The sequence below is a fragment of the Streptomyces sp. NPDC028289 genome (assembly GCF_055565975.1).
Genome location: NZ_JBVHTI010000009.1, coordinates 418,168 through 439,187, shown reverse-complemented (window position 1 = coordinate 439,187; position 21,020 = coordinate 418,168). Strand labels below are relative to the sequence as shown.

Annotated in this window: 21 protein-coding genes; 10 read left to right on the top strand and 11 right to left on the bottom strand. The window is 74.4% G+C overall.

All coding sequences use genetic code 11. The features are described 5' to 3' along the window. Positions 1–52 precede the first annotated feature (52 nt). Positions 53–847, top strand: a complete 795-nt coding sequence (locus tag ACZ4UV_RS41775) for an AfsR/SARP family transcriptional regulator (protein WP_390034993.1) — start codon at positions 53–55, stop codon at positions 845–847. On the opposite strand, the gene ACZ4UV_RS41770 is transcribed toward ACZ4UV_RS41775, so the two are convergent. Genes ACZ4UV_RS41770 through ACZ4UV_RS41760 form a run of 3 tightly spaced genes read right to left on the bottom strand, consistent with a single transcriptional unit; the run spans position 741 to position 3,556 of the window. Then, positions 741–1,697: a 4'-phosphopantetheinyl transferase family protein gene (locus ACZ4UV_RS41770; protein ID WP_451021814.1), complete on the bottom strand. Its 957-nt coding sequence runs from the start codon at positions 1,695–1,697 to the stop codon at positions 741–743. The genes ACZ4UV_RS41775 and ACZ4UV_RS41770 overlap by 107 nt on opposite strands. Further along, entirely contained in the window at positions 1,694–3,040 is a 1,347-nt protein-coding gene (locus ACZ4UV_RS41765) for a hypothetical protein (RefSeq protein WP_467845308.1), read from the bottom strand. The genes ACZ4UV_RS41770 and ACZ4UV_RS41765 overlap by 4 nt, the downstream gene beginning before the upstream one ends. A gap of 39 nt (positions 3,041–3,079) precedes the next feature. Next, positions 3,080–3,556, bottom strand: coding sequence for a nuclear transport factor 2 family protein (locus ACZ4UV_RS41760; protein WP_390034990.1), 477 nt, complete (start codon positions 3,554–3,556; stop codon positions 3,080–3,082). A gap of 157 nt (positions 3,557–3,713) precedes the next feature. Between ACZ4UV_RS41760 and ACZ4UV_RS41755 the strand changes: the two genes are divergently transcribed. From ACZ4UV_RS41755 to ACZ4UV_RS41745, 3 genes are all read left to right on the top strand, one after another. Further along, positions 3,714–4,499: an SDR family NAD(P)-dependent oxidoreductase gene (locus ACZ4UV_RS41755; RefSeq protein WP_451021816.1), complete on the top strand. Its 786-nt coding sequence runs from the start codon at positions 3,714–3,716 to the stop codon at positions 4,497–4,499. 81 nt (positions 4,500–4,580) lie between these two features. Next, positions 4,581–5,417 (top strand): DUF6081 family protein, encoded by an 837-nt coding sequence (locus tag ACZ4UV_RS41750; RefSeq protein WP_390034988.1) that lies wholly within the window; start codon positions 4,581–4,583, stop codon positions 5,415–5,417. Positions 5,418–5,572: 155 nt separating this feature from the next. Beyond that, positions 5,573–6,304, top strand: a complete 732-nt coding sequence (locus ACZ4UV_RS41745) for an SDR family NAD(P)-dependent oxidoreductase (protein ID WP_390034987.1) — start codon at positions 5,573–5,575, stop codon at positions 6,302–6,304. An 81-nt stretch (positions 6,305–6,385) separates the two neighbouring features. Here the strand turns inward: ACZ4UV_RS41745 and ACZ4UV_RS41740 are convergent, their stop codons facing one another. The 4 genes from ACZ4UV_RS41740 to ACZ4UV_RS41725 form a co-directional block, all read right to left on the bottom strand. Beyond that, on the bottom strand, positions 6,386–7,354 hold the full coding sequence (locus ACZ4UV_RS41740; protein WP_451021817.1) for an aromatase/cyclase: 969 nt from the start codon (positions 7,352–7,354) through the stop codon (positions 6,386–6,388). A gap of 24 nt (positions 7,355–7,378) precedes the next feature. Further along, on the bottom strand, positions 7,379–7,639 hold the full coding sequence (locus ACZ4UV_RS41735) for an acyl carrier protein (RefSeq protein ID WP_467845506.1): 261 nt from the start codon (positions 7,637–7,639) through the stop codon (positions 7,379–7,381). Between the two features lie 89 nt (positions 7,640–7,728). Beyond that, positions 7,729–8,991: a ketosynthase chain-length factor gene (locus tag ACZ4UV_RS41730; protein WP_467845301.1), complete on the bottom strand. Its 1,263-nt coding sequence runs from the start codon at positions 8,989–8,991 to the stop codon at positions 7,729–7,731. Next, the gene (locus ACZ4UV_RS41725) at positions 8,988–10,271 is read right to left on the bottom strand and encodes a beta-ketoacyl-[acyl-carrier-protein] synthase family protein (RefSeq protein WP_467845298.1); all 1,284 of its coding nucleotides are present in this window, start codon (positions 10,269–10,271) and stop codon (positions 8,988–8,990) included. Before ACZ4UV_RS41725 ends, ACZ4UV_RS41730 begins: the two co-directional genes overlap by 4 nt. 403 nt (positions 10,272–10,674) lie before the next feature. Between ACZ4UV_RS41725 and ACZ4UV_RS41720 the strand changes: the two genes are divergently transcribed. Continuing rightward, positions 10,675–11,799, top strand: coding sequence for an acyl-CoA dehydrogenase family protein (locus ACZ4UV_RS41720; RefSeq protein ID WP_467845295.1), 1,125 nt, complete (start codon positions 10,675–10,677; stop codon positions 11,797–11,799). Positions 11,800–11,816: 17 nt separating this feature from the next. On the opposite strand, the gene ACZ4UV_RS41715 is transcribed toward ACZ4UV_RS41720, so the two are convergent. Continuing rightward, positions 11,817–12,164 carry an ArsR/SmtB family transcription factor gene (locus ACZ4UV_RS41715; protein WP_451023010.1) on the bottom strand — a complete coding sequence of 116 codons (348 nt, stop codon included), beginning with the start codon at positions 12,162–12,164 and terminating at the stop codon, positions 11,817–11,819. 83 nt (positions 12,165–12,247) lie between these two features. Between ACZ4UV_RS41715 and ACZ4UV_RS41710 the strand changes: the two genes are divergently transcribed. From ACZ4UV_RS41710 to ACZ4UV_RS41695, 4 genes are all read left to right on the top strand, one after another. After that, positions 12,248–12,751 carry a cupin domain-containing protein gene (locus ACZ4UV_RS41710; protein ID WP_467845291.1) on the top strand — a complete coding sequence of 168 codons (504 nt, stop codon included), beginning with the start codon at positions 12,248–12,250 and terminating at the stop codon, positions 12,749–12,751. Beyond that, entirely contained in the window at positions 12,748–13,488 is a 741-nt protein-coding gene (locus tag ACZ4UV_RS41705) for an SDR family oxidoreductase (protein ID WP_451023008.1), read from the top strand. The genes ACZ4UV_RS41710 and ACZ4UV_RS41705 overlap by 4 nt, the downstream gene beginning before the upstream one ends. A gap of 61 nt (positions 13,489–13,549) precedes the next feature. Further along, on the top strand, positions 13,550–14,611 hold the full coding sequence (locus ACZ4UV_RS41700) for a quinone oxidoreductase family protein (protein WP_467845287.1): 1,062 nt from the start codon (positions 13,550–13,552) through the stop codon (positions 14,609–14,611). Positions 14,612–14,616: 5 nt separating this feature from the next. After that, the gene (locus tag ACZ4UV_RS41695) at positions 14,617–15,855 is read left to right on the top strand and encodes an acyltransferase family protein (protein WP_467845284.1); all 1,239 of its coding nucleotides are present in this window, start codon (positions 14,617–14,619) and stop codon (positions 15,853–15,855) included. A gap of 23 nt (positions 15,856–15,878) precedes the next feature. On the opposite strand, the gene ACZ4UV_RS41690 is transcribed toward ACZ4UV_RS41695, so the two are convergent. Together ACZ4UV_RS41690 and ACZ4UV_RS41685 are read right to left on the bottom strand one after the other, a co-directional pair. Then, entirely contained in the window at positions 15,879–16,256 is a 378-nt protein-coding gene (locus ACZ4UV_RS41690) for a VOC family protein (RefSeq protein WP_451020488.1), read from the bottom strand. A gap of 180 nt (positions 16,257–16,436) precedes the next feature. After that, positions 16,437–16,754, bottom strand: a complete 318-nt coding sequence (locus tag ACZ4UV_RS41685) for a hypothetical protein (protein ID WP_467845280.1) — start codon at positions 16,752–16,754, stop codon at positions 16,437–16,439. Positions 16,755–17,000: 246 nt separating this feature from the next. Here ACZ4UV_RS41685 and ACZ4UV_RS41680 point away from each other — a divergent pair, with 246 nt between their 5' ends. Beyond that, positions 17,001–18,230 (top strand): serine hydrolase domain-containing protein, encoded by a 1,230-nt coding sequence (locus ACZ4UV_RS41680; protein ID WP_467845277.1) that lies wholly within the window; start codon positions 17,001–17,003, stop codon positions 18,228–18,230. 1 nt (position 18,231) lies between these two features. On the opposite strand, the gene ACZ4UV_RS41675 is transcribed toward ACZ4UV_RS41680, so the two are convergent. Beyond that, positions 18,232–21,006, bottom strand: a complete 2,775-nt coding sequence (locus ACZ4UV_RS41675) for a helix-turn-helix transcriptional regulator (RefSeq protein ID WP_467845275.1) — start codon at positions 21,004–21,006, stop codon at positions 18,232–18,234. Positions 21,007–21,020: the final 14 nt, after the last annotated feature.

Sequence of the window (21,020 nt, the reverse complement as noted above, 5' to 3'; positions counted from 1 at the left end):
GTTTCCGGACGCCCGACCTCACAGGTCCGTCAGGAGAACAGGGGAGATCCACGTGGAGATCAAGGTCCTTGGCCCGTTGCTCGTCCAGGAGCACGGTGTGTCGATCGTGCCCAGCGCCGGCAAACCCCGGCAGATCCTCGCACTGCTCGCCCTGCGCGCGGGCCGTGTCGTGCCGGCGCCCGTGCTGATGGAGGAGATCTGGGGCGACCAGCTGCCGCGCAGCGCGACCACCACGCTGCAGACCTACATACTCCAGCTGCGCCGCAAGATAGCGTCGGCGCTCGGTCGCGATGCGGGCCGTGGCGCCAAGGACGTACTGAGGACCTGCTACGGCGGTTACCGCCTGGACGCCGCCGAGTTGTGCTCCGACTTCGCCGAGTTCGAGCACAAGGCGGCCCGGGGCGGGGAGGAGCTGGAGGCCGGGGACGCGGCGGCCGCGTCGGTGCTGCTGGCCGGGGCGCTCGAACTGTGGCGCGGTCCCGGCCTGGTGGACGTGCCCACCGGCGAGGTGCTGTCCGTCGAGCTGATCGGCATGGAGGAGTCCCGGCTGCGGGTCCTCGAACAGCGCATCGAGGCGGATCTGCGGCTGGGGCGGCACGCGGCGCTGCTGTCCGAGCTGGGGATGCTGGCGGCCAGGTATCCCATGAAGGAGAGCCTGTGCGCCCAGTTCATGCTGGCGCTGTACCGCTCGGGCAACGCCTGGCGGGCGCTGGAGGCGTTCCAGCGGATGCGCGGCACGCTCATCGAGGAGCTCGGGATCGAGCCGTCGCCGCGGCTGCAGCGGCTGTACCGGGCGATGCTGTCCGCGGACCCGTCCCTCGAACCGCCGCTGGCCGCGGCGCACTGAGCACGGCCGCGGCCAGGGCGGCGTCGAGCCCCGGTGACGGCGGGTGCGGACCGGGCCCGAGGGCCAGGGCCAGCAGGTGATCACCGGCCACACCGCGGGTACGGAACCGCCAGCCCGGTGCATCGACGAGAGCCCCGTCGGCGGTGACCAGCCGAACGGGGCCGTCCGCGTCCGCGGACGCGGTGGACCGCTCCTGGGGGAGCGGGGCGAACCCGAAGGACGCGAAGGGCAGTCTGAGGCCGTGGCCCAGGGCCTTGGCGTAGGCCTCCTTGAGGGTCCACAGGCGCAGCAGGGCCCGGGCTCGGTGCGGGTCCGGCAGCTGGGCCAGCGCCGCCAGTTCGTGCGCCGTCAGGACCTCGGCGCCGAGTCCGGCGACCGTGCGCGTCGCGGACTCCACATCGACGCCGACCCGTCCTGAGCGGCTCAGCGCGACCACGGCCAGGTCGCCGGTGTGACTCACGCTCACGTCGAGCTCCTCGCAGCCGCGCAGGAAGGGCCGGCCCTCCGGCGCGCGCGCCACGTCGATGTCCGCGGGCGCGGCACCGAGCGCGTGCGCCGCGGCGTGGCGCAGCAGCAGCCGGGAGGCCACGAACGCCGGCCGCCTGCGCCCGGACAGCGCCGCGGCCCGCGTGAACTCCCGCTGGGAAAGTCCGAGTTCGCGCTCGTCCCCGACCTGCCAGTCCGGTGTCCGGCTCCACAGCACGGTATGCCCGAACCTTTCGAGGGCGGCGCCGAGTTCCTCCCACGGGGCGTCCGGCCCGGCGACTCGGGCCGGCCCGGGCACGGGCCCGGCGGCGACCGCGGCCCCGGGGTGCGCGGCGGTGCCGGCGTGCGTGCGGTCGCCGGTCACGGCCGCCTCCCGGTGCCGGACAGAGGGGAGGCGTACAGGTCGAGGGTCGTGTCGTCGCGGCACCGGGTCAGGACCTCCTGGAGGACGGTGTCGTCCCGTCGGCCGCTGCCGGGCGCCGGGGGGAGGGCGAGGCGGTGCGCGATACGGGCCAGGGCGGCGGTGAGCCACGCCGGGTCGGCGAGGAAGCCCGGGGGCGCGTTGCGTGCCACGCCGAGGCAGCAGGCCGCCGCGTGCAGCAGGGCGTAGCGGTCGGCGGCCGCGCGCAGGGCCGGTGCGGACCCCGATGCCCGCGCGCCGGCGAACTCCGCGCTTACCACGGAGGCTTCGCGGGCCAGCAGCCGTACGAGTGCGCCGAGCGGGCCGGACAGGCCCTCGGCGGGCAACCGCGGCTCGAACCAGGCTGCGGGGGCCGTGACCGGTCGGACCCCCGGCGGAGCCGGCGGGCCGTCCGGCGCGTGCACGGCCTCCGGCAGAACGGCCGCGTGGTGCTCCCCGCGGGCCGACAGCGCGGTGAGCACACCCAGACTTCCCGGCCCGTGGCGCGACGGCGCGGCGAGCCCCCGCAGCCGGGCGCGTGTCGTGCCGAACGCGCCGAACGCGCCGTACGCGGTGTGGGCGTGCCGGCCCAGCACCGGTACGAGGCCCTCGGCGCCGTCCCGCAGCAGCCGCGGCCCCAGATGTCCGGCCACGGCCGACAGCGCCGTCGCCTGCGCCGGCGCGAGCTCCAGGGCGCGTTCGGCCGTCGTCACCAGGCAGTCCACGACGAGCAGTTCGAGGAAGGCGGCCGTCACCGCACGCCGGGTGAGCGAGGAGTCCAGCGGACGCACACCGGCGGTCCCGGCGGCGTCGACGACCTCGCGGAGCACGGTGTCGGCCGTGCCGATGCCCGCCGACACGAACAGGGGCCAGCCGAACCGCAGGGCGTCCAGCAACACCTGGGCACCGTGCTCCGGCGCCCCCAGGAAGGAGTCCTCCGCGGCGCCGCGGACCACCAGGCGCGCCGTGAGCGAGGCGCCCGAGAGGGCGGGCCCGGCCGGGGCGAACTCCACGTACCCGGCGGTTCCCTCGAGATCGCTTCCGCCCACCGGTGCCTCGGGCAGGAGCAGCGTGAGGCGGCCGCCCGCGAGGACGGCCCGGGTCGCGATCGCGCGCTGCTCCGGCGTGCCGTGCTCCTCCACGGCGGCGAGCGCGACGGCGGGACCGACGCCCCGGGTGACGGCCGCGCGGCCGTCCCGCCGCGCCACCGCGCGTACCCACCGGGCCGGGACGCCGACCCGTACCGGCCCGCCCCCGGAACCCACCGAGACCGGTTCCGGCCGCTCCGGCCCGGCCTCCACCCTCACACCCCGTCCCCGCCCTCCGGGCCGCACCGGGCCTCCTCCTCAGAACATCTGGTCGTGTGTGATCCGCCGCGAGCGGGTGCGGATCGTGCCGTCTTCCGTCTCGACCAGTACGTCGTGCACGACGCAGCTCGGGGCGATCTCCGGCTTGCCGCCGGGACGGACGGTGACCACGAGGGCGTAGGTCGTGGACAGGAGCTCGCCGTCCGGGCCCGGCACCAGCGCGACGTGTCCGAACCAGTGCCGCCGCTGCACCGGGTCGCCGTCGAACCGCTTGTGGAACTCGACCAGTTCGGCCACGATCCCGGGCCGGGTGCGCGCCGGTTCCACGCCGGGCGAGTGCTGGAAGGTGCCGTCCTCGGTGAAGGTCGCCGCATAGTCCTCGAACCGCAGCGAGTCGAGTGCCTGCATCTGATGGGCGTAGAAGTGCTGCACGCGTGCGTACAGCTCCGGCGTCACCCGCGCGGCCCGCTCGGCCGGCGAGTGGCCGCTGGTCATGGCGGTCTCCGTGCTGGTCATGGCTGTCTCCCGGAGGCAAGTGGTGGGCACGAACGGCCACTCACGTTCGCCCCCGCCCCTAGAACCCGGCTCGAGGAACGGCGGTCAAGGCCGCTTCGAGCCCCCTTCGAGAACACCTGCGCAGGCTCGGACCGCAGACCGCACACGAGGAGGCAGCATGAGTGAGTCCGCGCGGCCGGTGGCCCTGGTCACCGGCGCGACCAGCGGGATCGGCCTGGAGGTGGCGAGCCGCCTCGCCGGTCTCGGCGCCCGCGTGTACCTGTGTGCCCGCGGCCAGGAGCAGCTGACCGAGACCGTCAAGTCGCTTCAGGAGCAGGGCTACGACGTCGACGGCACGGTGTGCGACGTGTCCGAACCCGCGCAGATCCGCGCCTTCGTGCGCGCCGCGGTGGAGCGCTACGGACCGGTGGACATCCTCGTGAACAACGCCGGCCGCAGCGGCGGCGGCGCCACCCACGAAATCCCCGACGAGCTGTGGTTCGACGTCGTCAACACCAACCTCAACAGCGTCTTCCTGATGACGAAGGAGGTCCTGACCACCGGCGGGATGCTCGCGAAGGAGCGCGGCCGGATCGTCAACATCGCCTCCACCGGCGGCAAGCAGGGCGTCGTGCACGCCGCCCCCTACTCCGCCTCCAAGCACGGCGTGGTCGGTTTCACCAAGGCGCTGGGCCTGGAACTGGCCCGTACCGGCATCACCGTCAACGCCGTCTGCCCCGGCTTCGTCGAGACGCCCATGGCCGAACGGGTGCGCACCCACTACGCCGGGATCTGGCAGGTCAGCGAGGAGGAGACCTTCGACCGCATCACCGGCCGGGTGCCGCTGGGCCGCTATGTGGAGACCCGCGAGGTCGCCGCGATGGTCGAGTACCTGGTCGGCGACGACGCGGCCGCCGTCACCGCGCAGGCCCTGAACGTCTGCGGCGGCCTGGGCAACTACTGAGCCCCGCCCGGGCAGCCCCGGGCGCCGCGCCCCGATCCCGCGAACGGCCCGGCACAACCCACGAAGAGAGGTACGGCACCCATGACCGTGCAGACCGGCACCCCGCGGCGGGTGCACTTCGTCGACGACTTCGCCCACGGGCTGGACCACACCGGCCCCGGCGCGTCCTGGCGGCTGCGCGACACCCACATCGGGGCGGGCGGCGACGGAGTCGTCGGGCGCGGCGAGGACGGTGTGGTGATCGTGCCGAGGAGCGTCCATCCGGGCACCGGGGAACCGGCGTTCACCCCGTCCGAGGGCCCCGAACCGCCGGACGCCTTCCTGCGCTGGACCGCCTACCTGGAGACGACCGCGTCCACCGGCTTCGCCGGCTTCGACGTCTCGCCGGAGCGGACCCTGACCGTCGAGGCCGAGCTCGCGGTACGCGCCTACGGCACCTGGGGCGCACCCGCCTCGGGCGCCGCCGCGGATCCGGCCGGGGACGTCGGGCGCGGAGCGGGGGCACTCATGACCTTCGACCGCGAGACCGGCATGGTCTTCGACTTCTGCCTCACCGGCAGCGCCGTGTACGCGCTGTACGAACGGCTGCCCCGGGCGGGCCGCGACGAGCGCGCGTTCTCCGTCGCCGTGCCGCTGTGCGACGTACGGCCCGGCCGCCCGCACCACTGCGCCCTGACCCACGACCCGGCTGCGGGCACCGTCCGCTGGGTGGTCGACGGGCGGCACACGCTCACCGTGGGCGACCTGGGCCACCAGCAGTTCGACGGAGCCTTCGTGCTGTGGGAGCTGCCCGGCGAGGAACGCGCGGCCGCCCCGCGCCAGCTCGCCGTCGGGCTGACCACCATGGCCGCGTCCGTACACGGCCAGGGCATCCGCCTGGGCGTGCGCCGGGTCGCCGTCCACAGCACGTCCCGCTGACCCCCACGACGGGCGGCCGGTCGTCCATCCCCGGCGTCCGGCCGCCGCGCCCCCCGACCGGGGGGCCTCCTCCCGAGCGCACCGCCGGGCCGCGATCCGGTCCGGCGGTGCGCTCCGGCGTATCCACCCCGCATCCACCCGAAGGAGTTCACAGCATGACCGACGACAAGCGCGTGGCCCTCGTGACGGGATCCACCTCCGGCATCGGCGCCGCGGTAGCCGTACGGCTGGCCGCCGCGGGGATCCGCGTGGTGATCAACTCGGCGCGTTCCGCGGACGCCGGGCGCCGGTTCGCCGGATCGCTGCCCGAGGCGACGTACATCCAGGCCGACATCTCGGACGAGGGCGAGGCGCGCCGGCTGGTCGCCGAGGCGGTCGCCGGGTACGGCCGGCTCGACATCCTGGTCAACAACGCGGGCACCACCAGGGTGATCCCGCACTCGGACCTGGAGGCGGCCCACGCGGGCGTCTGGCGCGAGATCCTCGACCTGAACGTCATCGGCACCTGGACGACCACGGTGGCAGCCATGCCGCACCTGCGTGAGTCCGCCGACGGTGTGGTCGTCAACATCTCCTCCGTGGCGGGCAGCAGGCCCGCGGGCAGCTCCGTCCCGTACGCCGTGAGCAAGGCCGCGATCGAGCACATGACCCGGCTGCTGGCCAACACCGCGGGCCCGCAGGTCCGGGTCAACGCCGTGGCGCCCGGGCTCATCGAGACGCCGTGGACCAAGGACTTCACGGCGATCGCCGAGCACGTGCGGGAGAACACCCCGCTGCGCCGGGTGGGCACCCCCGAGGACGTCGCCGCGTCCGTGCACGGGCTGATCGAGTCGCCCTACACGACCGGCGCGGTCCTGTCCGTGGACGGCGGCGCGCACCTGCTGTGACCCGTGCGCGAGCGCACACGGCGAAGGCCCGGCGGTCCTCCTTCGGACCGCCGGGCCTTCGCCTTCCCGGCAGGGGCCGCCTCAGGCGGTACGCGCCACGGCCCGCTTGCGGCGGCCCGCCGCGAACGCGTCGGCGTGCTCGATCGTCGTACGGCTGTTGCGCCCCAGGGCGTCGCGCAGATACTCCCGGGCCTCGGCGAGCGTGGCGTGCTCACCGAGCACCTCGGGCACGGCCTCCGGGTCGAGCGCCACGGTGTGACGGGCGGTCACCACCGGGCCGCCGGGCCCGTCGGCGAAGGTCCACAGGCCGCTGTGCCCCAGCAGCAGCCGAGGCGTGATCAGCTGCTTGTACGCGATCCACTCGCCGGTCCGGCACACCCGCAGCGAGCGCGTGGTGTGCGCCGAGCCGTCCGAGGTCACCGTGTCCATCTCCAGCTCCTGCACCCCGGGTGAGGGCTCGGCGAGCCGGACCCGGCCCACGTGCGGCAGCAGCCGGGCCCACCGGTCGGCCCGGTGGACGAACGTGTAGGCGTCCGCCGCCGGCCCGGTGAGGCGGACGGTGTCCGTGAAGGAGAACACGAGGTCGTCCACCGGGTGCCCGTACAGCGCGAGCCGGGCCAGCGCGGCCAGCTCCTCGGGGCTGTTGCGGTCCAGCCCCTGCAGGATCCACGCCACGGACTCCGGGTCGTCGTCGACGGCGGAGAAGGTGTGCCGCAGCACGATCTCCGTGCGCGTCGGCGACAGCGTGCGGAACAGCCACTCGCCGCGCATCGAGGCGATCGGGGCCCGGCTGCGGACCTGGGCGAAGGTCACGCGCAGCCGGTCGGGGTCCAGGGTCCGCTGCGAGACCCAGCTGCCGACCTCGCCGTTGACGACGGCCCACAGCTCGAACCGCTCGGCCCGCTCCTCGCGCAACTGGTGCTGCACGTGCACGCTCGGCCCGAACAGGGCGGGCCAGCGGGTGACGTCGGCCGCCAGGCCGTAGAGCTCGGCGGCCGGCGCGTCCACGGTCAGGGTGTGCTCGGTGTGGTGAAGACGTTGCTCCGTCATGGCGTTCTCTCCTCGCCGGCCCGCTCAGGCGGCCGCGGTCAGGCTGCCGTTGACCAGGCTGAGGAGCGCCCGCGGGGTCTCCACCTCGGTGATCTCGTCGTCGGGTATGACCACGCCGAACTCCTTCTGGATGCGGGCGGCGCTCTCCATCAGGGCGAGGGAGTCGTAGCCCAGGTCCTCGAAGGCCGCGTCGAGCGCGGCCGCGTCGTCCGCCAGGCCCTCGTCGAAGCCGGCGCACTCGCGCAGGATGCGGCGCAGATCGTCCAGGGTCATGATCTTCACGATGTGAACTCGCCTTCGTGTCATGGGTGGTGAGATGTCACGTGCGGGCAGGAACGACGGGCGGGCGGACCCGTCGCGGTGCGCGGGCGTGCTCAGAGCCCGGCCGCGCGGACCACGAGGGCCGCGTTGAAGCCCCAGCGGCCCCGCGCGAGCACCAGGGCGGTGCGGACGGGCAGTTCGCGAGGCTCGCCGAGGACCAGGTCGAGGCCGTAGCGCTCGGGTACCTCGGTGGTCCCGGCGGTCGCGGGCAGCACCCCGTCGCGGATGGCGAGCAGGGCCGCCACCACGTCGAGCGGACCGCCTCCCGCGTACAGGCGCCCGGTGAGCGACTTGGGAGCGGTGACGGGGACGCCGCCGGGGCCGAAGACGCCGGCCAGCGCCTCGGCCTCGGCCAGGTCGAGTTCGGGGATGCCTGCCGCGTCGGCGAACACCGCGTCGACCTCGCCGGGCGTCACCCCCGCGTCCGCGAGGGCGAGTTCGACGGCCCGGCGCAGCCGCGGCGGCCGGCCGGAGCCCGGTGCCGGGTCGAACGTGGCCGCGTAGCCCGCGATCTCGCCGTACACCCGCCCCGCCCCGCGCTCCCGGGCGGTCTCCGGGTTCTCCACGACCAGGATCGCCCCGCCCTCGCCCGGCACGTAGCCGGCGGCCCGCGCGTCGAACGGCAGATACGCCCGGTCCCGATCCGCGACCGTGGTCACCCGGCCGCCCGCGAGTTGCGAGGCGTAGCCCCACGGGTCGAGCGCCGAGTCGACGCCGCCCGCGACGACCAGGTCGGTGCCCTGCCGTACGGTGCGCCGCGCGTGTCCGAGAGCGTCGAGACCTCCGGCCTGCTCGCCGACCAGGGCGGCGCTGGGCCCGCGCATGGTGTTGCGGATCGAGATCTGCCCGGTGTTGACCGCGTAGAACCAGGCGAACGACTCGTAGACGCTGACGTGTTCGGGCCCACGGGTCCACAGCTTGCGGAACTCCTGGTGGGTGAACGCGAACCCGCCGGTGGCGTTCGACGTCACCACGCCCTTGGCGTAGTCGGTGAGCGTCTCCGGCGTCACGTCCGCGTCGGCCAGCGCCCAGTCGGAGGCGGCGAGCGCCAGCCGGGTCGACAGATCCGTCTGCGGGAGCAGCCGCCCGGGCAGGTGGTCCTCGGCCCGGAAGTCGGTGATCTCGCCGGCCAGCCGGGACGGGAACCGGCTGGTGTCGAACCGGCCCAGCTCCCTGATCCCGTTGACGCCCGCCAGCACGGCCTTCCAGTACGCCTCCGTGCCCAGCCCGTTGGGGGCGGTGACCCCGAGGCCGGTGACGACGGCCCGGGCGGCCGGGGCGCGGACGGCGGGGACCTCGACGGTGGTCGCGGTCATGCGCGGGCTCCTTCCGGACGCTGCAGCACCATGGCGCTCTGGAAGCCGCCGAAGCCGCTGCCCACGGTCAGCACCGTGTCCAGCCGCCGCTCCCGCGCGGTGAGCGGGACGTAGTCGAGGTCGCACTCGGGGTCGGCGGTGTGCAGGTTCGCCGTCGGCGGGACGACGCCGTGCTCGATCGCCAGGGCGCAGGCGGCGATCTCGATCGACCCGATGGCGCCCAGCGAGTGGCCGACCATCGACTTGATGGAACTGACCGGCACGTTGTACGCGTGCTGCCCGAGGCTCCGCTTGAAGGCGGCCGTCTCGTGCCGGTCGTTCTGCTTGGTTCCCGAGCCGTGCGCGTTGACGTAGTCGACGGAGGTGGCGTCGGTACGGGCCTGCCCGAGGGCCACCCGGATCGCCTCGGCCATCTCCCGGCCGTCCTTCTTCAGACCGGTCATGTGGTACGCGTTCGAGCGCGTCGCATAGCCGGTGATCTCGGCGTAGACGTGCGCGCCGCGGGCCCGGGCGGACTCGTACTCCTCCAGGACGAACATGGCGGCGCCCTCGGCGAGCACGAAGCCGTTGCGGGAGCCGTCGAAGGGGCGCGAGGCGTGTTCGGGGTCGTCGTTGCGGGTCGTGGTCGCCTTGATCGCGTCGAAGCAGGCCACGACGATCGGCGAGATGGGGGTGTCGGCGGCGCCCGCGACCATCACGTCCACGCTGCCCTCGCGGATCAGCTGGGCCGCGTACCCCACCGCGTCGAGGCCCGAGGTGCAGCCGTCGGAGACCATCGTCACCGGGCCTTCGGCGCCCGCCGCCCAGGCGATCTCCGCGGGCATCACGCCCGGGCTGAGGTAGTCGAACATGTGGGGCGACAGATAGCCCGGGTCGACGACCCACTCCTGGCCGCCCCCGGACATCACCAGGTACTCGCGCTCCAGGCTGGTCGCGGAGGCGACGGCGCTGCCCAGGCTGACGCCGACGCGGTGCGGCTCGGGGTGGCCGGGCTGCGCCGAGCCCGGCTCCAGACCGCTGTCGGCGAGGGCGTCACGGGTACAGGCGACCGCGAACTGGGTGGCGCGGTCCATGCGCCGCAGCTCGCGGGGCGTGAACCCCTCGGCACGGGCATCGAAGTCGACTTCACCGGCGACCTGCGAGCGGAACGGGGACGGGTCGAAGAAGGAGATGCGCCGGGTGGCCGTACGGCCCGCGGTCAGCAGGTCCCAGAACTCCTTCGTTCCGGAACCGCCCGGTGCACGCACCCCGATGCCGGTGAGCACCACACGCCGGGTCACCGCACACCTCCTGTGCGCCTGAGGTCGGACAAGGGCATCGCGTCGTCTTCCTTTCACTCGCCGGCGCCGGGCGGTCCCCGGGCCAGGTCAGGCTGCGGCCCCACCCTTGAGAGCGGCTCGAAACGGGGTGGGGCTCGCATCCCGTCCACCGGGCCCGAGGGCCTGTCTGACAATTCCCGCCTGCCTCGCGACGCCATGCACGCACTCTCGCCGCGCCGGGCCCTGACCCAAGTACGTCCAGTACGTGGATCTGGGCCCGGCACACCGAGAGCACGCACCTGACGCCGCGAGGCCGCCCTCCGGGCGACGACGGGAACTGTCAGACAGGCCCTAGCGGCGGTCGAGCCCGCTTCGAGCCCGGACGCACACGCTGGCGCCCCGTCCTCACAAGGAGGTGTGCCGCATGCCCGGCCCCAACCCAGCGGAGCGTCTCGTCGCTCTCGCCGCGGACCACGCAGACAAGGCGGAGGCCGACCGGCGGCCGACGCCGGAGGTGGTGCACGCCGTGCGCGAGGCCGGCTTCGCGCGTCACTTCGTGCCGGCCCGCTGGGGCGGCACGCAGGGCACGTTCCGATGGTTCCTCGACACCACGGCCGAGGTCGCCGCGGCGGACCCCTCCGCCGCCTGGGTGGCGTCGATCGCCGCCTCGCTCGGCCGGATGGCCGGCTTTCTGCCGGAGGCCGGGCAGCGTGCGGTGTGGGCCGGGAACCCGGACGCCCTGGTGGTCGGCGCACTGCTGCCAGGCGGCGAGGCCACGGCGGTCGCCGGCGGCTGGCTGCTGAGCGGTCGCTGGGCGTTCGTCAGCGGCATCGACCATGCGGACCACGCCCTGCTGTGCTGCCCGGTCCCGGTGGACGGCGACCGCCGGGAGGTGCGCTTCCTGCTGGTCCCGCGCTCCGCCTACGAGATCGAGCGCACCTGGTTCACCGTCGGCATGCGCGGCACCGGCAGCGACACGCTGGTGCTGGCCGAGCCGGTCTTCGTGCCGTACGGGCACAGTTTCGCCCGGGAGACCCTGCTGGCCGGGCGGGCCGAGGCGTCGGACGCGCACTGCCACCGGGTGCCGCTGAAGAGCGTGAGCGGGCTGTCCTTCGCGGCGCCCGCGCTCGGCGCGCTGGACGGTGCCCTGACGGCCTGGACCGCGAGCCAGGCCGCCCGGCGCGCGGCCCGGGCCGGCGGACTCGGCATGTCAGGGGAGACCACCGCCACCGAGGAGCTGGCGCTGGCCCGGGCGGCGGGGGAGACGGACGCCGCGCGGCTGCTGCTGACGCGGGCCGCCGCCGACGCCGACGAGGGTCGTCCCGACGCCGCCGCGACGGCCCGCGCGCAGCGGGACCACGCGCTGGCGGTCGACCTCCTGGTGGCGGCCGTGGACGGGCTGCTGCGCTCGTCCGGTACCCGGGCGCAGCAGGAGAGCGAGCCGTTGCAGCGCTACTGGCGGGACGTCCACGCGGCGGCCGGTCACGCGGTGCTGCGCTGGGAACCGGCCGCCCGCGCCTACGCGGCGCTGCGGCTGGAGTCCCCGTGACCGGCCGCCCGCGTGCCTCAGAGGGCGGCCGCCCCGACGACCGTGTCGCTGTCGGTGAGCACCGCGTCGAGCAGGCCGGGGAAGCGGCGGTCCAGGTCGGTGCGGCGCAGGGTCAGCATCCGCCGGGAGCCTTCGATGCGGGTGCGGGTCACCCCGGACTCCCGCAGCACGCGCTGGTGGTGCGACATCGTCGACTTGCCGATCTCGATCCCCGCGTCCTGCTGGATCTGGGTGCACGACACCCCGGTCTCCCCGGTACGGGCGATGGCACGCACGATCGCCAACCGGGCCGGCTCGGCGAGGGCGGCGAGCACCTTCGTCAGGACCAGCTCCTCCACCGGCGGATGGAACACCACATCGCTCATGGACGCGAGCATAACTCCGCCTCGCCGCAGTGTTCCAACATCATCGTAATGTTCGACGAAGTTCGAAGTCTTGCGGGAGCATCATGACCGCCACCCACAACTCCCAGCCCGCACCTCCCAAGTTCGTGGTGACAGAGGAGACCCCCTGCGTCGAGTGGACCGTCGAACGCGGCAGGTTCCTGCTGCGCGGCGCCGACACCCGCGGCCTGTTCTCCCTCTTCGAGGTCACCACACCTCCCGGCAGCGGCCCGCCCTTCCACTACCACCGCCACACGGACAAGGCCTTCTACGTCCTGGAGGGCTGCTACGACATCCAGGTCGGCGAGAGCCTCCATCGCACCGCTCCCGGAGGCGTCGTCTACGCCCCCCGCGGCATCGGACACGGCTTCCGCAACGTCGGCGACGCCGAGGGCCGGATGCTCTTCGTCACCACCCCCGGCGGCGCCGAGCTGATGTTCGAGGGCCTGGCCGACCTGCTCGCCGGGCCGGGCCCCGCCGACCGCGGGCGCATCGCCGAACTCGTCGAGGCCCACGACACCGTCCACCTCGAACAGCCGCCCGCGACCCGGGTGGGAGGAACCCGATGACCCCGGCTGCCCGTATCCCCTCCGTCGCCCTGGTCACCGGCGCCAACAAGGGCATCGGCCTGCACACCGCCCGCCGCCTCGGCGCCCTCGGCACCACGGTCTTCCTCGCCGCCCGCGACAGGGAACGCGGACGGGCCGCGGCCGCCGTCCTCACGGACGAGGGCGCCGACGTCCGGTACGTCCGGCTCGACGTCACCGACCCCGACTCCGCGAAGGCCGCCGCGGCCGCCGTCGAGGAGACGGCCGGAAGGCTCGACCTCCTCGTCAACAACGCGGGCGTGCTGCTCGACGCGGGCATCCCCGTCCCCGAGGCCACCGCCGACCACCTGCGCCGCACCTACGAGGTCAACGTCTTCGGCGTGGTCACCGTCACCACCGCACTGCTCCCGCTGCTGCGCCGCTCTGCGGCCCCGCGCGTCGTCAACCTCTCCAGCAGCCTCGGCTCCCAGACCGTCAACGCCCAGCAGCCCGAACGCCTCGCGCCCTACCAGCTGCTGGCGTACGGCACGTCCAAGGCCGCCCTGAACGCCGTCACGCTGCAGTACGCCCACGCCCTGCGCCCCGACGGCATCAAGGTCAACGCCGTGGAACCGGGCTATGTCGCCACCGACCTCAACGGCCACTCCGGTCCGGGCTCGCCCGCGGACGCCGCGGAGGCCGTCCTGCGGCTGGCCCTGCTGCCGGACGACGGCCCGACCGGGACCTTCCAGTCGGCCCAGGGCCCCGTGCCGTGGTGAACCAGCCCTCTTTCCCCTCCACTTCCCCTCTCGGCCTCGTCGGAACGTCCGGAGACACGCCATGACCGCCGTCCCCCGCAGGATGCTCGCCGTACCGCTCGACGCATACGGCGGCCCCGACGTCCTGCGCCCCCGCGAACTGCCGATCCCCCGACCCGGCCCCGGCGAGGTCCTCATCACCGCCGAGGCCGTCGGCGTGGGCTTCGCCCAGACCCAGATGCGCGCCGACACCTTCCCCGCCCCCATGTGGCACCCGACCCTGCCGCTGCTGCTCGGCGGTGACGTCGTGGGCACCGTGGCCGAGCTCGGCCCGGGCACCGTCGGCGTCCGCGTCGGCGACCGGGTGGGAGCCTTCCTGATGGAGGGCGCCTATGCCGACCACATGGTGGCCCGGGCCGACTCCCTGGTGCCGGTGCCCGCGGAGCTGGACGCCGCCGAGGCGACCGTCCTGCCCGGCGCGGGCCCCATCGCCATGGGCGTCCTGGCCACCGCGGGCCTGCGCGAGGGCGAGAGCGTCCTGGTGCACGCGGCGGCGGGCGGCATCGGCCACCTCGCCGTCCAGCTGGCCCGGGCCGCCGGCGCCGGACAGGTCCTCGCCGCCGCGAGCACGCCCGCCAAAAGGGAGTTCGCGGCCGGCCTCGGTGCCGACACGGTCATCGACCCCACGCGCCCCGACTGGCCCGACGCGGTCCGCGAGGCGACCGGCGGCCGCGGCGCCGACGTCGTCCTCGACAGCATCGGCGGCGACGTCCTGCTCGCGGGCGTGCGGGCTCTCGCCCCGGCCGGGCGCCTGGTGTTCTACGGTTCGGCCGGCGGCGGCACCGACATCCCGCGCGTCTCCGTCATGGACCTCATCGCCCTCAAGGCCGTCACCGGCTTCTCCCTCTCGGCCTGGCGCACCGCCCGCCCCGACCAGTACCGCGCCGGACTCGCCGAGCTCACCCGGCGCCTCGGCGACGGCACCCTGCGCCCCGCGGTGCACGCCCGCCTCCCGCTCGACCAGGCCGCCACCGGCCACCGGCTGATCGAGGACCGGGTGCACCGGGGCCGCGTCGTGCTCGTCCCGCGCCCCGCCCCGGCGCCCGGCCGGCCCGCCCCGCAACCCGCCCTCGAACGGAGCTGATCCCGATGGCCTTCTCGCGCAGCGGCCCGCGCACCCTGTGGCTGCCCGCCCTCGACGGCATGCGCTTCGTCGCCGCCTCGATCGTCTTCCTCTTCCACTTCGCCTACCAGTTCCCCTTCCGCGACACCGAGGTGGGGGAGTGGTACAGCCGGCTCGTCGGCCGCGCCGGGCCCATGCAGGTGGGGTTCTTCTTCGTGCTCAGCGGCTTCATCCTGACGATGGTCGCCAAGCCCGGTGAGCCGCTGCGCCGCTTCTACCGCCGCCGCACCGCGAAGATCTACCCCAACCACGTGGTCGCCTGGGCCCTGGCCGCCGTGACCATGCTGGCGCTGGGCATCCCGATCGCGGCCCACAGCGCGATCCCGAACCTCTTCCTGATCCATCCGTGGTTCCCGCCGATGGACATCACCTTCAGCATGGACTTCGTCAGCTGGTCGATGGCCTGCGAGGTGGTCTTCTACCTCTGCTTCCCGCTGCTGTACAAGCTGGTGGGGCGGATCCGCCCGCAGCGCCTGTGGTGGTGGGCGGCGGGTCTGGCGGCGGCCATGTGGGTGGTGCCGTTCGTCGCCGAACTCCTCCCGGACCGGCCGATGTTCTACACCATTCCGGCCCGGCACGTGTGGTTCATCCAGATGTTCCCGCCGGTGCGCGCCCTGGACTTCGTGCTGGGCATGGTGATGGCCCGTATCGTCCTGGAGGAGAAGTGGATCCGCCTCGGCCTCTACCCTGCGCTCGGCCTGCTGTTCTGCGGCTACCTCCTCGCCTCGAACGTGCCCGAGCCGTGGAGTTTCGTCGCGGCCACCGGAGCCCCGATCGCCCTGGTCGTCGCCGCCGCGGCCACGGCCGACATGAAGGGACTGTCCTCACCGTTCCGCAGCCGTCCCGTGGTGCGGCTGGGCGAACTCTCCTTCGCCTTCTACCTGGTGCACTGGCAGATCCTCAACTTCGGCCATGTCGCGCTCGGCGCGAAGCGCCAGTGGAGCACGCCCGTCGCCATCACCCTCGGCGTCACCGCGTACGTGGTCTCCTGGTGCCTGGCCTGGGTTCTGCACACCCTCGTCGAGGTCCCCGCGATGCGCCGCTTCGGCCGCCCTCGTCCCCTCCCCAGGCCGGAACCGGCCGCGGCGGACGCCGCCCTGCCCGTTCCCGACGCCGGGGGGAGGCCGGTCGGGGTCCCCGGGAGCCTACCGCCGTCCGGGCCGGATGCCGGCGGAACAGTGCCCACCCGCCCAGCGTCCGGATGACCCCGCGACCAGCCGACGGGACATCAGGGGTTCGCGCGTTCCGCCGCGCTGCGTTCCACACAGAATTCGTTGCCCTCGGGGTCGTACAGCGTCACCCACCCGGTTCCGTCGGGCCTGCGGTGGTCTCCCTGAAGCGTGGCCCCGAGCGAGAGCAGGCGCTCGACCTCCTCGTCCCGGGTGCGGTCCTGGGGCTGGAGATCGAGATGCACGCGGTTCTTCACCTCCTTGCGGTCGTCGACCCTGACGAACAGCAGGGTGCCGGCGGCACTCGTGACCGTGGCCGCCGGGTCCCCGGGAAAGTCGTCGTCAGCCAGTGAGCCGTCCAGGGCCCGGGCCCAGAAGCCCGCGAGAGCGAACGGGTCGGCGGCGTCGACGGTCACGTGACGTATCAAGGAACTCATGCCCCGAGCTGATCATGAATGCCTTGCACCGTCCAGAGGCGGCCGCGACGAGCACGTGCGGATCCACCGCGGACACGCCTGTGCCCGACGTGGCCGCGCGCCGGGCACAGGGCGCTTGCCCGAACCCGTCCGCGGCCCCCTCGCCACCGACGGGTCCGAGCGTCATCCGGAGCCGATCGGTCAGGACCCGGCCACCCCGGCGAGGTTGTCCCTCTCGTTCGCCCGCCCGGCGGCCAGCCGCCCGGAACACTCCTCGTCGTGCATGGCGTCGGCCGTCATGGTCACGTGCGTGCCACCGCCGGCGGCCGGACGCAGCTCGACCTCGGTGAGGAACTCGTACGGCTCGACGCCGGCTGGTCGACCGCGGTGCGCCGCTGCCGGTAGGCGCGTTGGCGGCAGGCCGCCGAGCAGCAGACGGAAGTCCGGCCACGGCCGCGATCCGGCAGCGGGGCGGCGCAGACCAGGCAGTTCCGTCCGCTCATGGGCGGCTCCAGTCATTCGTCACGGGGGTACGGCGTTACGAAAGAGTCTGCCACCCGGGGTGACCGTCGACCCCGCCGACAACAGGCACGGCGACTTCGAGCACCGAGCCGAGCAGCGGCGCCGCTGACCCGGAACGGTCCGGACAGGGGGGCTACGTACACCCCTCATCCGGTGGGAGGTCCCCTCCCCACGCGCTTCCGGTTCGGGTTGGCTGGGGGGCGTCACCGACCGGGACACCCAGAAGCAACGGGGGATTCGAACATGCAGATGCCGTCGTCGAAGAGGGCCGGGGCCGCCCTGCTGACCGCAGCCCTGCTCGCACTGGCCTCACCCATGACCGCGACCGCCGTCACCGCCGGACACCACCCGGCCGCGCGGCACTCCTACGGTGTGGCCGCCCTCCGGCAGGACCTCGCGGCCGTACGGCAGGCGGGGGGAGGCGATGTGAACGTGCTCGCCCGGGTCGACCGGGCGGACGGGGCGCCGCTCATGGCGCGCATCGGCACCCGGACCGCCGGCTCCCCGGCACCGGTGCCGTGGAACGCGCACTTCCGCGTGGCGAGCACGACGAAGACGTTCACCGCCACCGTGGTCCTCCAACTCGCCGCGGAGAAGCGGCTGTCGCTGGACGACACCGTCGAGCACTGGCTGCCGGGGGTCGTCGACGGCAACGGAAACGACGGCGGCCGGATCACCGTACGCGACCTGCTCCGCCAGACCAGCGGCCTGTACGACTACGTCGACGACCCGGAGATCCAGGACCGGCTGATCAACCACTTCGACGAGAACCGCTACGACACCACCCCGGCCGCCGACCTGGTGGCGGTGGCGATGAAGCACCGGCCGCTGTTCGTGCCGCAGCCCGGCGGGGCCACCCGATGGGCGTACTCGAACACCAACTACCTGGTCGCCGGGATGATCGCGGAGAAGGCCGGCGGCGCGAGCTGGCAGGACCTGGTCGCGCACCGGGTGATCGCGAGGCTGGGCCTGCGCAACACCTCGGTCCCCGGGCTCGACCCGTATCTGCCGGAGCCGTTCGTGCGCGCGTACCTGACGACCGCGGACGGCACCCGCCTCGACGTCACCGAGCACAGCTTCCAGCACACCGCCGACTCCGGCGTGGTGAGCACCACCGCCGACCTGAACACCTTCTTCCGCGCCCTGGCCGGCGGCCGGCTGATCCCCGCCGAACAGTGGCGCGAGATGCGGCAGACCGTCGAGCGGACCGACGACCCGGAGGACGTCGCCGAGATGCCCGAGGGCACCTACGGCCTCGGGCTGCGCACAATCCCGCTCTCCTGCGGCGGTTACTACTACACCCACGAGGGCGACGGGGCGGGCGTCAACACCCGCCCCGCGGTGAGCGCGGACGGCAGCCGCGCGGTGACCGTCTCCCTCACCACCACGACCGCCCCGCCGGACCTCGCCGCCCTCAACCGCGCCACGGGCCTCCTCGTCGACCACGCCCTGTGCGACCGGCCGCAGGGATAGGTCAGCCCATGCCCCCCTCCGTGAGGGCGTCCCGGAGCTGGGCTCTGGCCGTGATGCCGAGCTTGGGGAAGATCTTGTGCAGGTGGTAGCCGACCGTACGGGGGGAGAGGTAGAGGCGGGCCGCGATGTCGCGGTTGGTCAGGCCCTGGGCGGCCAGTTCGGCGATCTGGCGTTCCTGCGGGGTGAGTTCGCCGGCGGGCGCCGGGCCGGTCGCCGCCCCGGCGGCCCGCAGCTCCGCCGTCGCCCGCTCGGTCCACGGGCGGGCGTCCAGGCGCTGGAAGCACTCCAGGGCCGCGTTCAGGTGCGGGCGTGCCTCGGCGCTGCGGCGGCGCCGGCGCAGCCACTCGCCGAAGTCGAGGTGGGCGAGGGCCTTCTCGAACGGCCAGCAGTCGGTGGCCGGGTCGTCGAGGGCGGCGCGGAAGTGCCGCTCGGCGTCGTCCGTGTCGGTCAGCAGGGCGGTGGCCCGGTGCAGTACGGCGGCCAGGCGCGGGGACGGGTCGGGCCTCAGGTCCTGCCGCACGGCGTCGGCCACCGTGCGCGCGTCGTCCGCCCGCCCGGCGCGCACCGCCGCGGCCGCCAGGTCGCCCAGGTAGTAGAGCGAGGCGTGGTAGTGGACGGGCGCCGGGCTGAAGTCCCGGGTGAAGGTCGCACGCAACTGCTCGTAGGCGTCCGCGTGGTCGCCGGCCACGAACGCCGCCATGCCCATGGCGTGCCGGTGGCGGACCTGCAGGCTCAGCGATCTGCGCAGGTCCACGCCCCGTACGGCGTGCGCCGCCTCGGCCCGGGCGGTCGCGGGGTCGCCCTGGAGCGCGCGCAGGGTGGCCCGCAGGATGCCGGCGCCCACGGTCACGTTGTCCGCCCCCGCCTCCGTCGCCATCCAGAACGCCTCGTGCGCCGCCTCCTCGGCCGCCGTCCACGAGCCGTTCTCGAACAGGGCGAGGGCGAGCGCCTGGGTCACGGTCGCGTTCGTGCCCGCGCTGCCCGCCCGCCGCAGGACGTCCATGGTCCGCCCGAGGATGCGCACCGCCTGCTCGGTCTCGTCCAGGATCCAGGCCGTGCCGCCCAGCGCGGTGAGGTCGCCGAGCGACTCCTCCTGCGCCAGGGCGGCCAGTCCCGCCGCCAAGTGCTCTGTCAGACGGGGCCGTTCGTGAACGGGGTCGACGACCGCCCGGGCCCAGGCACGGCCGGCGGGGTCGTCGTCCCCGTCGATCATGCCGCTGATCCGGTCGAGTTCGGCGCGGTAGTAGGGCGCGCCGGAGTTGTAGACGGAGGTGGCGGCGGTGCCCAGAGCGCCGAGGGCGAGGCCCGGAGCGGAGGTCGCGGTGGCTTCCGCGACCCCCAACAGCAGTGCCAGCGCCTCCTCGTGACGGAGGGTCACGCCGAGGGCCCAGCCGCCCAGCAGCGAGGCCTCGGCACGCAGCCGGGGGTCCTCGGTCATCCCCCCGACGCGGCCGCTCAGCTCGCCGACCCACTGCGGATGACCGGCGAACATCGCCGCCTGCGCGGCCGTCAGCAGACGCCGGGCCCGCAGGTCCGGCGCCGGGGTCAGCTCGGCGGCGCGCTCCAGCGCGGTGGCGGCCGCCGCGTAGCCGCCCCGGCCCCGGGCCCGTTCGGCGCTCTCCGCCAGGGCGTCGGCGACCTCCACGTCCTGGCCGGTCGCGGCGGCGGCCAGATGCCAGGCCCGGCGGTCCGGCTCCGCGGCCAGCGCGGCGGCCAGGGCGAGATGGGCCTGCCGACGCTCGTGGAAGGAAGCCGCGTGGTAGACGGCCGAGCGCACCAGCGGGTGCCGCAGCAGCACCCCGCCGTCCGCCACCCGCACCAGGCCGGCGCGCTCCGCGGGGTCCAGCGCCGCCACGACGTCCAGCTCGGGGGCGGCCCGTATGAGGTCGGTCAGCCGGGCCGGGCCGGCCGCGGCCACCAGGAGCAGGGCCGCCCGGGTCGGCGCGGGCAGGCCGGGCAGGTCGGCGGCGAACAGGTTCTCCAGGCGCGCGGTGAGCGGCAGCGTGGCGCCCCCGGCCCCGCCTGCCCCCATGTCCCCGGTCCGGCCCCGGGCCAGGGCGCGCGGCAGCTCGATCAGGGCCAGCGGGTTGCCGGCCGCCTGCTGGAGGATCTCGGCCCGTGCCTTGCCACGCGGCGGATCCGGCTGCGCGTCCAGGAGCTGCCCGGCCGCGGTACGGCTCAACGCGCCCAGGGTGATCTGCGGGAAGGCCCGGTCGAAACGGGCCGGTACGCCGTCCTCGCGGGCGGCGAGCAGCAGCACCACCGGCCTGCCCTCGAGCCGCCGGGCGAGGAAGGCCAGCACGTCCACCGAACCGAGGTCCAGCCACTGCGCGTCGTCCACCAGCAGGAGCAGCGGCCGGCGCGCGGCGGCCTCGGTGATGAGCCCGAGGACGCCGACGCACAGGGACAGCTGGTCGAGCTTCGGCTCGTACGCCGCCGCCTCCGGACCGAAGGCGCGGTCCAGCGCCTCCCGCTGCCCCGCGGGCAGGCCCTCGCCGGGCAGCAGCGGATGCAGCAACTGGTGCACGCCCGACAGCCCGAGACCCGCCTCGCCCTCGCTGCCGCGCACCCGCAGGATCCCGAGGCCCCGGTCCCGGCCCCGCTCGGCCGCCCGGTCCACGAGGGTGCTCTTGCCCGCCCCCGGCTCCCCGGTCAGCACCAGCACCTGCGGGCCGCTGCCGTCCACCGCCCCGAGCAGCCGGTCGAGACGGCCCAGCTCGGCGGCCCGTCCCAGGATGCCCGGATCGGAGAGGTGGTCGGTGGTGCCGGCGTGCATGAACCGTCCTTGTC

Excerpts from the sequence above, each read along its gene's own strand:
- ACZ4UV_RS41760 (WP_390034990.1), bottom strand. The coding sequence starts at position 3,556 with ATGACCAGCACGGAGACCGCCATGACCAGCGGCCACTCGCCGGCCGAG.
- ACZ4UV_RS41755 (WP_451021816.1), top strand. The coding sequence starts at position 3,714 with ATGAGTGAGTCCGCGCGGCCGGTGGCCCTGGTCACCGGCGCGACCAGC.
- ACZ4UV_RS41750 (WP_390034988.1), top strand. The coding sequence starts at position 4,581 with ATGACCGTGCAGACCGGCACCCCGCGGCGGGTGCACTTCGTCGACGAC.
- ACZ4UV_RS41745 (WP_390034987.1), top strand. The coding sequence starts at position 5,573 with ATGACCGACGACAAGCGCGTGGCCCTCGTGACGGGATCCACCTCCGGC.
- ACZ4UV_RS41740 (WP_451021817.1), bottom strand. The coding sequence starts at position 7,354 with ATGACGGAGCAACGTCTTCACCACACCGAGCACACCCTGACCGTGGAC.
- ACZ4UV_RS41730 (WP_467845301.1), bottom strand. The coding sequence starts at position 8,991 with ATGACCGCGACCACCGTCGAGGTCCCCGCCGTCCGCGCCCCGGCCGCC.
- ACZ4UV_RS41720 (WP_467845295.1), top strand. The coding sequence starts at position 10,675 with ATGCCCGGCCCCAACCCAGCGGAGCGTCTCGTCGCTCTCGCCGCGGAC.
- ACZ4UV_RS41715 (WP_451023010.1), bottom strand. The coding sequence starts at position 12,164 with ATGAGCGATGTGGTGTTCCATCCGCCGGTGGAGGAGCTGGTCCTGACG.
- ACZ4UV_RS41710 (WP_467845291.1), top strand. The coding sequence starts at position 12,248 with ATGACCGCCACCCACAACTCCCAGCCCGCACCTCCCAAGTTCGTGGTG.
- ACZ4UV_RS41705 (WP_451023008.1), top strand. The coding sequence starts at position 12,748 with ATGACCCCGGCTGCCCGTATCCCCTCCGTCGCCCTGGTCACCGGCGCC.
- ACZ4UV_RS41700 (WP_467845287.1), top strand. The coding sequence starts at position 13,550 with ATGACCGCCGTCCCCCGCAGGATGCTCGCCGTACCGCTCGACGCATAC.
- ACZ4UV_RS41695 (WP_467845284.1), top strand. The coding sequence starts at position 14,617 with ATGGCCTTCTCGCGCAGCGGCCCGCGCACCCTGTGGCTGCCCGCCCTC.
- ACZ4UV_RS41690 (WP_451020488.1), bottom strand. The coding sequence starts at position 16,256 with ATGAGTTCCTTGATACGTCACGTGACCGTCGACGCCGCCGACCCGTTC.
- ACZ4UV_RS41685 (WP_467845280.1), bottom strand. The coding sequence starts at position 16,754 with ATGACTGGAGCCGCCCATGAGCGGACGGAACTGCCTGGTCTGCGCCGC.
- ACZ4UV_RS41680 (WP_467845277.1), top strand. The coding sequence starts at position 17,001 with ATGCAGATGCCGTCGTCGAAGAGGGCCGGGGCCGCCCTGCTGACCGCA.
- ACZ4UV_RS41675 (WP_467845275.1), bottom strand. The coding sequence starts at position 21,006 with ATGCACGCCGGCACCACCGACCACCTCTCCGATCCGGGCATCCTGGGA.